This window comes from Stenotrophomonas sp. DDT-1, from assembly GCF_001580555.1.
Lineage (GTDB): Bacteria > Pseudomonadota > Gammaproteobacteria > Xanthomonadales > Xanthomonadaceae > Stenotrophomonas > Stenotrophomonas sepilia.
In genome coordinates this window covers 1-9248 of the sequence record NZ_LEKR01000076.1, presented here as the reverse complement: position 1 = coordinate 9248, position 9248 = coordinate 1, and the positions used below count along the sequence as shown (strand labels likewise).

Below are 9248 nucleotides of genomic sequence, written 5' to 3'. Positions count from 1 at the left end.
GCGCTGCGAGCCGCGCGAGGCGCGTGGCGTGTTCAAGGCGCGCTGAGGCTCACACCCGCCAGGCCGGCGCCATGCCGGCCTGCAGGTGCTCGAACAGCGCGCGGATCTTGGCGGTGAAATCGCGGCGGTCGCTGACGCAGAAGTAGACTTCCATCGGTTCCGGGCGCCACGCGGTGTCGGCGCCGAACACCGCCTGCAGGCGGCCATCGCGCAGGTACGGCTCGGCCACGAATGCGGCGAGCCGGGTGATGCCGGCACCGGCCGCCGCCAGCGTCGCCAGCGCATCGATGTCATCGCAGACCATGCTCGGTGGCAGCGCGGCGTCCACGCGCTGGCCGTCCTTCAGCAGGCCCCAGCGCAGCGGCCGGCCATCGGTCGGGAAGCGGTGCAGCAGCCCGCGATGGCGACCCAGTTCGGCGGGTTCCTGCGGCGTGCCATGGGCCTGCAGGTAGGCCGGCGCGGCACAGAACACGAACGGCACGCGCGCCAGCTGCCGTGCGACCACACCGTCCTCCAGCTGCGCGCCGATGCGGATGCTGGCATCTACCGCCTCTGGACCATGCTGCACGGCGCGGTCGGTCAGGCGCAGCTCCAGCTGCAGCTGCGGGTAGCGTTGCTGCAGCGACGGCAGCAACGGTGCCAGCACGTGGCGACCGAACGCGCTGCTGCTGGCGATGCGCAGCGGCCCGGCCGGTTCGATATCACCGGCAGTGACTCTCGCCTGCGCGCGCGCCAGGTCGCCCTCGATATGGCGCACCTGCGCCAGGTACAGCGCGCCGGCCTCGCTGAGGGCGAGTTGGCGCGTACTCCGGTTCAGCAACCGTACGCCCAGATGGGCCTCCAGACGGTTGATGTTCTGGCCGACAGCGGTGGCGCTGATGCCAAGGGTACGGGCCGCAGCGGCGATGCTGCCGGTCTCTGCGGTGCGGGTGAAGCTGCGGATCAATTGCAACAGGTTCATGACCGACCAGCTTGCCACGGTGATGGCCAAGTATCGCTTGGGACAGAACCAAGCCCTTCGCTTGCATCGGTGACCATCGCTCCGATCGACACCCTGCTGGCCTACACTGTGGCGATGCGCCCCGACTCCATCCTCACCCTGTCCTGCCCCGACCGTACCGGCATCGTCTACCGTGTGTCCGGCCTGTTGTTCGACCACGGCTGCAACATCCTCGACGCCCAGCAGTTCGGCGACGAGGAAAGCGGCCGCTTTTTCCTGCGCGTGCATTTCGACCGCGACGCCGGCCTGCCGCTGGAGACCGTGCATGCCGCGATGGCCAAACTTGCCGAAGGCTTCGGCATGGACTGGCAGCTGCATGACGGCCGCCGCCGGGCACGCCTGCTGGTGCTGGTCAGCAAGCAGGGGCATTGCCTCAACGACCTGCTGTTCCGCGCCCACAGCGGCCAGCTGAAGGTCGACATCGCGGCAGTGGCGTCCAACCACGCCGACTTCGCGCCATTGGCCGCGTCCTACCAGGTACCGTTCCACCACCTGCCAGTGACCGCCGATACGCGTGCGGTGCAGGAGCAGCAGATCATCGACCTGGTCGAGCGTGAGCGCATCGACCTGGTGGTGCTGGCGCGCTACATGCAGATCCTGTCCCCCACGCTGTGCCGTGCGCTGGCCGGCCGTGCGATCAACATCCACCACAGCTTCCTGCCCAGCTTCAAGGGCGCGCAGCCCTATCACCAGGCGCACGCGCGCGGGGTCAAGATCATCGGTGCCACCGCGCACTACGTCACCGAGGATCTGGACGAAGGCCCGATCATCGAACAGGACGTGGCCCGCGTTGACCACGCCATGGCGCCGCGCGAGCTGGTGCGGCTGGGCAGCGACACCGAATCGCTGGTGCTGGCACGCGCGGTTCGCCGCCATGTGGAGCACCGCATCCTGCTCAATGGGCATCGCACGGTGGTGTTCCGGTAATCGCCCATCCCGCGTCCGCCGGGCATGGCCCGGCGCTACCACGGGTGCTATCCGGTAGTGCCGGCCGCTGGCCGGCAACTGCAGAGATCCCGAGGTTGCCGGCCAGCGGCCGGCACTACCGAATCCTGATTTCATCCAATGAAAAGCCCCCGGTTCGGCCGTCCCGCGATCTGTAGGGGGGCGTAGTTAGGGGGCTGGATGAATCGATTGTGTTGTTGTGGGCAGGAGCGCGCAAGCGGCATAAGCGACGTGCGCGGTAGCGCCGGGCCATGCCCGGCGGTCACGCCTCAGACGATCGCGATCCCCGCCTTGCCCAGCGCTTCGCGCACCATCGCGTCGTTGGCTTCGGTCACCGGCCGGGTCAGGTCCCACAGGAACTTCACCCGGAAGCCGGATTTCACCGCGTCCTGCGCGCTCCACAGCACGCAGTAGTCGCGTGCCAGGCCGCACACGTGCACTTCGCGGATGCGGCGCTCATGCAGCCAGCCGGCCAGGCCGGTGGCCGGGCGCTCGCAATCGGCGCCGTGGTTCTCGCGGAAGGCGCTGTACGAATCCACCTGTGGGCGGGTGCCCTTGCGCAGGATCAGGTCGGCCACGGTCCAGTCCACGCCCGGGTGCAGCGCGGCGCCATCGCTGCCCTGCACGCAATGGTCGGGCCACAGGGTCTGTGGCTGCGCGTGCAGCAGGATGGTCTCGAACGGTCGCTTGCCGGGGTGCTGGCTGGCGAACGAGGCGTGGTCGGCCGGGTGCCAGTCCTGGGTCGCCACCACGGTGCGGTAGCGGCGCTGCGCCAACAGATCGGCAATCGGTGCCACCAGCGCATCGCCCTGGTCGCAGGCCAGCGCACCGCCCGGCATGAAGTCCGGCTGCAGGTCGATCACAAGCAGGGCGACATCGGCGGGCAGGGCGGTCATGGCGGTTCCGGTACAACAGAAGGGGCGACCAGCGTGGCCGCCCCATGCCTGCACGTCAATCGCCCTGCGGCGCCTCAGCGTCCTGCCCGTAGTACAGCAGGCCGATCCGGATCCGCTCGCGGCCGTTCTCTCGGCGATGGCGGTTGGCATCGCGCAGCGAGTACACGCAGCCGCAGTACTCCTGCTGGTAGAACTGCTCGCGCTTGCTGATCTCGATCATGCGGCTGGCACCGCCGCCCTTGCGCCAGTTGTAGTCCCAGTACTGCAGGCCTTCATAGCGCGACGCCGCACGGATGCCGCAGTCGTTGATCTGCGCCATGTTCTTCCAGCGCGAGATGCCCAGCGACGAACTGATGGTGTCGTAGCCGTGCTCGTGCGCGTACAGCGCGGTGCGTTCGAAACGCATGTCGAAGCACATCGTGCAGCGGATGCCGCGCTCGGGCTCGTTCTCCATGCCACGCGCGCGGCTGAACCAGTTGTCGGTGTCGTAGTCGCAGTCGATGAACGGGATGCCGTGCTGCTCGGCGAAGCGGATGTTCTCCTGCTTGCGCAGCTCGTACTCCTTCACCGGGTGGATGTTGGGGTTGTAGAAGAAGATCGCGTAGTCGATCCCGGAAGCGGTGATCGCCTCCATCACTTCGCCCGAGCACGGCGCGCAGCAAGAATGCAGCAGCAGGCGCTTGCCATCGGCGGGCAGGGTCAGGGTGGGGCGTTGGAACTCGGTCATCGTGGCGTGCGTCAGGGCGTGGGAGCGGTCTGGCCGGTTACCGTGAACAGGACGCGCGCGGCCACGCCGCCTGCACATGCAGGCTGGTGATGGCCCCGGCACCCTCCCCGCGGAGAGTCCAGGTCGAATCAGGGGACGGTCGTGTCCCCCGGCCGGGGCCGGTATTCGGGCTGATGGACACGGGCCGCAGCCCACCTACTCCCTGCCGCTTCCCAGGCGCGAGCCCAGTGCTGTTGGCAGGATTCGTTTCCATTCACCGCTGCGGGGCAGCTCCGGAATGGGCGCACGAAGCGCCTTCACCGGATTCCCGTTTAACTCCCTGCCGCCATCCAGCCACGGCAGGGATACCTTCGGCGTGTGCAAGGTGGACCTGTTGGTGGCGCCGGTCAAGAGCGCAGGGTCTGGAGCCCGTTGCGTGGCAACGGGCGCTGGCCCCGGGATACGCGGTCAATGCCCCGCCGCAGCCCGCGTGCGGATCTCATCCAAGCGCTGGTCGTGCAGCAGGCGCCCGTTCTCCCACACGGTCACCATCGCATCCTCGAAGCCGGTCGGCAGCGCCTCGTCACCGCTGGGAGGCAACGCCACCGTGTGCAGGCTGCCGTCATCCAGGCGCCGCAGCAGGCGCATGCGGCCACGCTTGCTGGCCTTGCCGGCATCGGTGACCGGGTCCTTGTAGACGTCGATCCACGCACCCTCGACCCGTGCTGCCGAGCACTTCAGCGCGAACTTCTGGGTGTCGCGGTCCAGTCGTTGCAGCAGGGCGCCGCCCATGCCGAAGGCCACGTTGTCGGCCGAATAGCCGTCGTCGGTGATGCGCTGCAGGATGGCGCGGATCGTATCCGGATTGATGCCATCACCCTGGATCACCCGAACGTGGTTGAGCACGCGGTAGCCCTTGCCGTTGAGGGTGTGGCCGAACGCTTCATCCAGCCGGCGCAGGCTTTCGGCCACCACGTCCACCGGGTCACCCGAGTCGGGGCGGATGACCAGGGTGGCGCCCGAAGCGATCACTTCATCACGCAGCGTCGTGCCCCAGTGCTCACTGATCGCGCGGTAGATGTCATAGCTGTCCGACACCACTGCCACGATCGCGCCCGGCTTGCCGAACTGGCGCAGCATGTTGCGGTAGGCGTCCACTTCGCGCTCGCGGCCCCAGCTGGTGATGGTGCTGTGCTCGGCGGCAGGAATCGAATAACCGGCCATTGGCGCGTGATAGTGCGCGCGGGCCAGGCACAGGGCCGATACGGTGTCGGTGCCGAGGAAGTTGACCAGGTGTGCGGCACCACCCAGCGCGGCCGATTCCAGGCTCGATACACCGCGGGCGCCGAAGTCGTGCAGCTTGAACGGCAGCTGCCCCTGCGGATCGTCGCTGGTCTGCTGCAGGAACGCAGCAATGGTCTGCCGTGCATGCCAGCTGATGGTGGCCACGGTGACCGGGTACCACACGCGCAGCAGCAGTGTTTCCAGGTACGACGGCACCCAGAACGCAGCCGGGTCGGTCGACTCGACGGTCATCAGTGCCTGGTGGGTGGGTACCACGCCGCCCTCGGGCACGGCACGGATGCGCACCGGCAGGTGGCCGCCGAGCCGATCGACGATATCGCGCCAGCCGGCTTCGTTGAACGGCTCGCCATGGGCGGCGAATACCGCAGCAGCGTCGTCGATGTCAGCGTGGGTGATCGGCCGTGCCAGGGCGTCCTTGAGGATCGCCTGCAGGCCGAAGAACACCGTGCGATCGTGCAGGCCGCCACGTGATTCCACGTAGAAGAACGTGGCATCGGTGCCCGGCGGGTACTGCAGCCAATGGCTGGCCTTGTAGCTGTCGGTGTTGAGGAGAAGGTTATCGAGGTAGTGCATGACGGAAGCTCCTTCGCGTCGAGTGACACCAGCGGTCTATCCGCCGGTGGGGAGAGCCGGGCAGGTCAGCCGCGGCCGAGGAAATACTCCAGGATGTGCAGGTGGTCTTCGAACAATTGCGGGCCCATGTCCAACGCCTCACTCACCGGTATCCAGCGCGCCTTGTCGGCGTCGTCGCCACCGCGCACCGGCGGCAGTTCGCCGGCCGGGAATTCGAAGTGGAAACCGTGGGTGATGGTGCGGCCGCGCTGGCTGCGGTCGGGGTGGTCGAATACCTGCTGGCCCTTCAGCGAACCCTTCAGCACCGGCAGCGGAATCTTAAGGCGGGTTTCCTCGCGCAGTTCGCGCAGGCAACTGTCCAGCAGGCTCTGCTCCTGGCCAACGAAACCGCCGGGCAGCGCCCACAGGCCCTTGCCGGGCTCCGAACGGCGGCGCACCAGCAGCACGTGGCCCGAATGCACCACCACCGCATCGGTGGTGACGAAGGTGGGCGCGTAGGGCGCATCCTTCCAGGCGGCCTTGTACTGTTCGATGAAGCGGTACTCGGCCACCAGCTGGGCATACGCAGGCGCGCTTTTGCGGAACGCTTCGAGCATGTCGTACACCGGCGCCGGCACATTGCCACGCAGCATCAGCAGCGCGCCGTGGAAGTCGACGTCGCCGGCTTCGAACAGGTAGCGCCGCAGCTCGGTGGCCGACAGGGTGGCGGTGTGCTGCACGTCCACCAGCGGCCATTGCGGGAACTCCCGCAGGTAGTAGCTGGAGGCATCCTTGTCCATGCCGATCAGGCCCACCTTTGCATCAGCGGCGGCACCGTCGTTGCGCAGGGCGTCGGCCACCTGGCGCTGCACATTGGCGATCCACTGTGCTTCGTTGTACAGGTGGTCACGCAGCGGGCGGATCAGCAGGCGGTCGGCGTGGCCATCGAGGGCGGCCTGGATCATCACGGCGCGTTCGGCCACGGTCCAGGGATTGCGGAGGCTGCGGGGGGCATCGGCAGAGCCGACCAGGAAGATCAGCTTGCGGGCCCGGCTCAGGGCCAGGCGGGCAACGGCGGCGTGGCCGTTGTGGAAGGGCTCGAATCGCCCGATGAAGACGAGATAGTCGAATTCCATGAGAATCCCTCATGTCGTTGTGGCAGCCGCGGGTCTGTCCCTTGGCTTGCTGCAGATGCTACGCCGATGGTGGAGCCGGTCAAGCCTGCAGGCCTGCCATCTGCTGAACGCTGCAGATTCCTGCCCGGACTGCGGTGGTGTTCTCAGGCCCTGAGAAGCCGCTGCGCCATACTGGCATCCACGCGGCGGACGGTAGGCTCGGGGGCAAGACGGTGGCGGACAAGTACTGCGATCTGGTCATGAAAGGCGGCATCACCAGCGGCATCGTGTACCCCAACGCGGTACTGGCGCTGGCACGCGAGTATCGGTTCAAGAGCATCGGCGGCACCTCTGCCGGCGCCATCGCTGCGGCGGTGGCGGCTGCGGCGGCATACGGTGATCGGCGCCAGCAGGCCGGCGAGCACCTGCCCGGTGATGCCGGTTATGGCGGGCTGTCGGCGGTGTCGGCGCAGTTGTCGCGGCGCGGGTTCATCTACAGCCTGTTCCAACCGGCGCGGGGCGCGCGTGCGGCCTATCGGCTGCTGGTGGTGCTGACCGGCAATGCCAGCTTGCCGCACAAGCTGCTGTGCCTGGCGGTGGCGGTATTCGAGATCGCGCCGCTGGAAGTGCTGGTGTCGCTGGCGCTGCTGCTCGGCCTGGGCGGGTGGGGCGGTGGCTGGAGCGGCGTGGCCGCGACGCTGCTGCCGTCGCTGCTGTGCGCCTACGGTGCAGGCGTGGCCGGAGCCGCACTGCGCGTTGCGCGCGTGGCCCGGCGCAACCTGCTGGGCCTGTGCAGTGGCCTCGGTCGCGATGCACGTAAACCGGCATTGACCGAGTGGCTGCACGAATGCCTGCAGCAGTTGTCCGGCAAGCCGCTGGATGCACCGCTGACCTTTGCCGACCTGCACGACGCGCCGCGCTATGCCGGCGAGCCGGACAGCCCGCATGCGATCAGCCTGCAGATGATCACCACCTGCGTGTCGCACAACGAACCACGCACACTGCCGCTGGGCGGCGCACAGTTCTGGTTCCTGCGCGAGGAATTCGAGCAGTTGTTCCCCGCCAGCGTGGTGCAGTGGCTGGTGACGCAGGCCGGCCCGCCGCTGGAGGTGGAAGGGCGCCGGTACTACCACCTGCCGCAGGGTTCGAAGCTGCCGGTGCTGGTGGCCACGCGCATGAGCCTGAGCTTCCCGTTGCTGATCAGCGCGGTGCCGCTGCATGAGCCCTCGCGCCGCGAACGCCGCTGCGAACCCACTGCACCTGCCGCCGACGAGGAACACAACGTGGCCGACAGCATGGAAGGGCTGACCAGCGCCGGGCAGACCTGCGGCCCGGTGATCACCGCGTTCCGCATCTGCTGGTTCTCCGATGGCGGCATCAGCAGCAACTTCCCGATCCATCTGTTTGATGCCGCGCTACCGCGCTGGCCGACCTTCGCCATCAACCTGGTCTACCCGCAGCATGCCGAGGACGTGGGCCGCGGCAGTGATGGCCGACAGGCGCTGGAACGTGCCGTGTTCCTGCCCACCGAAAACCGCCACGGATGGCAACGGCATTACCAGTCCATTGCCACGCCGCTCGCCGCAGCCGAGCTGGGGCGCTTCCTGTTCGCAGTCGTGGCGACCATGCAGAACTGGCGTGACCTGCTGCAGGCACGCGCGCCGGGTTACCGCGACCGTATCGTGCACGTCAGCCTGCAGGGCGACGAAGGCGGCATGAACCTGGACATGCCGCAGGAGGTGCTGACCCGCATCGCCGACAAGGGCAGCCTGGCCGGTGCGCGCTTCTGTTCGTTCTCGTTCGAGAACCACTACTGGATCCGCTGGCGCAACCTGGCCTCGGCCTACCAGCGCTACACGCTGGAAGTGGCCCGCACCGATGATCCGGCGCAGCAGGTGCTGGCCTACCGCGCGGCGTACGCGATGGTCGCCAGCGGTCAGCCGACGCCACCGTCGTACAAGCTGGGCTCGGAAGACAAGCGTCGCGGCTCGCAGCTGCTGTGGGCGCAGATGGTCGAGCAGGGCCGCACCTGGGAAGACCTTGGCCCGGACCTGACCGACGGCGCACCGCGCCCGCTGCCGCAGATGAAGGTGACGCCGATCTACTGAGCGCGATCAATACAATCGTGCTTCATGTTGCAAGGAGCTGTGGATGTCTGCCCGCCAGGAACTGCTGGATCTGCTTGAACGCCTCGATACTCGCGACCCGGAACACCTGCCGGTGGTGCCACTGGCTGCGTACTTCGAAGGCAATGATTTCGAAGAATGCATCGCGCCCAACCAATGGGGTTTCGGTCGCCCGCCGATTGCCGAGGTGTACGCGCGCCTGGCCGTGATTGCAGCGAAGCCTGAAGTGGAAGGCGTGTACGTCGGCCTGCACCAGGACTGGGGCAGTGCATTGGAAGACGACAGCGAATGGCCTGCTGCCGAGAACGTGCATGTGCTGACCAGTGCCGACGTCGAGACCGTGGAAGGCTGGCTGCAGGGTCTGGAATGCGACGGTGTGGGCGAAGGCTGGCCGTACGGCGAGCACGTCGACGCCCCCAAACCCTCGGAAGGCCACCGCGTACTGACCGTGTTCTGGGACTAAAACGCGCCAACCAGGGTTGGCACCTACCAGTAGAGCCACGCCACGCGTGGATGCATTCCAGACTGAGAATTCATCCGGATGGGGTGGGCCGGTTGCAGGGGGCGTGAGCCGCATGGGCCCGAGGCGTGCCTCGGGGCGGG

At 67.6% G+C, this 9248-nt stretch carries 8 protein-coding genes and 1 riboswitch; of the genes, 3 read left to right on the top strand and 5 right to left on the bottom strand.

Translation table 11 applies throughout. The annotated features are described in order from the left end of the window. Positions 1-49: 49 nt before the first annotated feature. Complete coding sequence (locus AB839_RS20595; RefSeq protein ID WP_061480749.1) at positions 50-961, bottom strand: LysR family transcriptional regulator; 912 nt, start codon at positions 959-961, stop codon at positions 50-52. 114 nt (positions 962-1075) lie between these two features. On the opposite strand from AB839_RS20595, the gene purU reads away from it, so the two are divergent. Next, on the top strand, positions 1076-1927 hold the full coding sequence (gene purU, locus AB839_RS20590) for a formyltetrahydrofolate deformylase (protein ID WP_061480748.1): 852 nt from the start codon (positions 1076-1078) through the stop codon (positions 1925-1927). A 287-nt stretch (positions 1928-2214) separates the two neighbouring features. On the opposite strand, the gene pncA is transcribed toward purU, so the two are convergent. The 4 genes from pncA to AB839_RS20570 all read right to left on the bottom strand — a co-directional run bounded on the left by pncA (position 2215) and on the right by AB839_RS20570 (position 6546). Next, positions 2215-2841 carry a bifunctional nicotinamidase/pyrazinamidase gene (gene pncA, locus AB839_RS20585; RefSeq protein WP_061480746.1) on the bottom strand — a complete coding sequence of 209 codons (627 nt, stop codon included), beginning with the start codon at positions 2839-2841 and terminating at the stop codon, positions 2215-2217. Between the two features lie 55 nt (positions 2842-2896). After that, positions 2897-3568 carry an epoxyqueuosine reductase QueH gene (locus AB839_RS20580; protein ID WP_061480745.1) on the bottom strand — a complete coding sequence of 224 codons (672 nt, stop codon included), beginning with the start codon at positions 3566-3568 and terminating at the stop codon, positions 2897-2899. A gap of 138 nt (positions 3569-3706) precedes the next feature. Continuing rightward, positions 3707-3921, bottom strand: a riboswitch (cobalamin riboswitch). Between the two features lie 94 nt (positions 3922-4015). Further along, positions 4016-5425 carry a nicotinate phosphoribosyltransferase gene (locus tag AB839_RS20575; RefSeq protein WP_061480744.1) on the bottom strand — a complete coding sequence of 470 codons (1410 nt, stop codon included), beginning with the start codon at positions 5423-5425 and terminating at the stop codon, positions 4016-4018. Positions 5426-5490: 65 nt separating this feature from the next. Then, the gene (locus tag AB839_RS20570) at positions 5491-6546 is read right to left on the bottom strand and encodes a bifunctional nicotinamide-nucleotide adenylyltransferase/Nudix hydroxylase (protein WP_156476704.1); all 1056 of its coding nucleotides are present in this window, start codon (positions 6544-6546) and stop codon (positions 5491-5493) included. Positions 6547-6779: 233 nt separating this feature from the next. On the opposite strand from AB839_RS20570, the gene AB839_RS20565 reads away from it, so the two are divergent. Together AB839_RS20565 and AB839_RS20560 are read left to right on the top strand one after the other, a co-directional pair. Further along, on the top strand, positions 6780-8627 hold the full coding sequence (locus AB839_RS20565) for a patatin-like phospholipase family protein (protein ID WP_061480747.1): 1848 nt from the start codon (positions 6780-6782) through the stop codon (positions 8625-8627). Between the two features lie 43 nt (positions 8628-8670). After that, positions 8671-9108: a hypothetical protein gene (locus AB839_RS20560; RefSeq protein WP_061480742.1), complete on the top strand. Its 438-nt coding sequence runs from the start codon at positions 8671-8673 to the stop codon at positions 9106-9108. Positions 9109-9248: the final 140 nt, after the last annotated feature.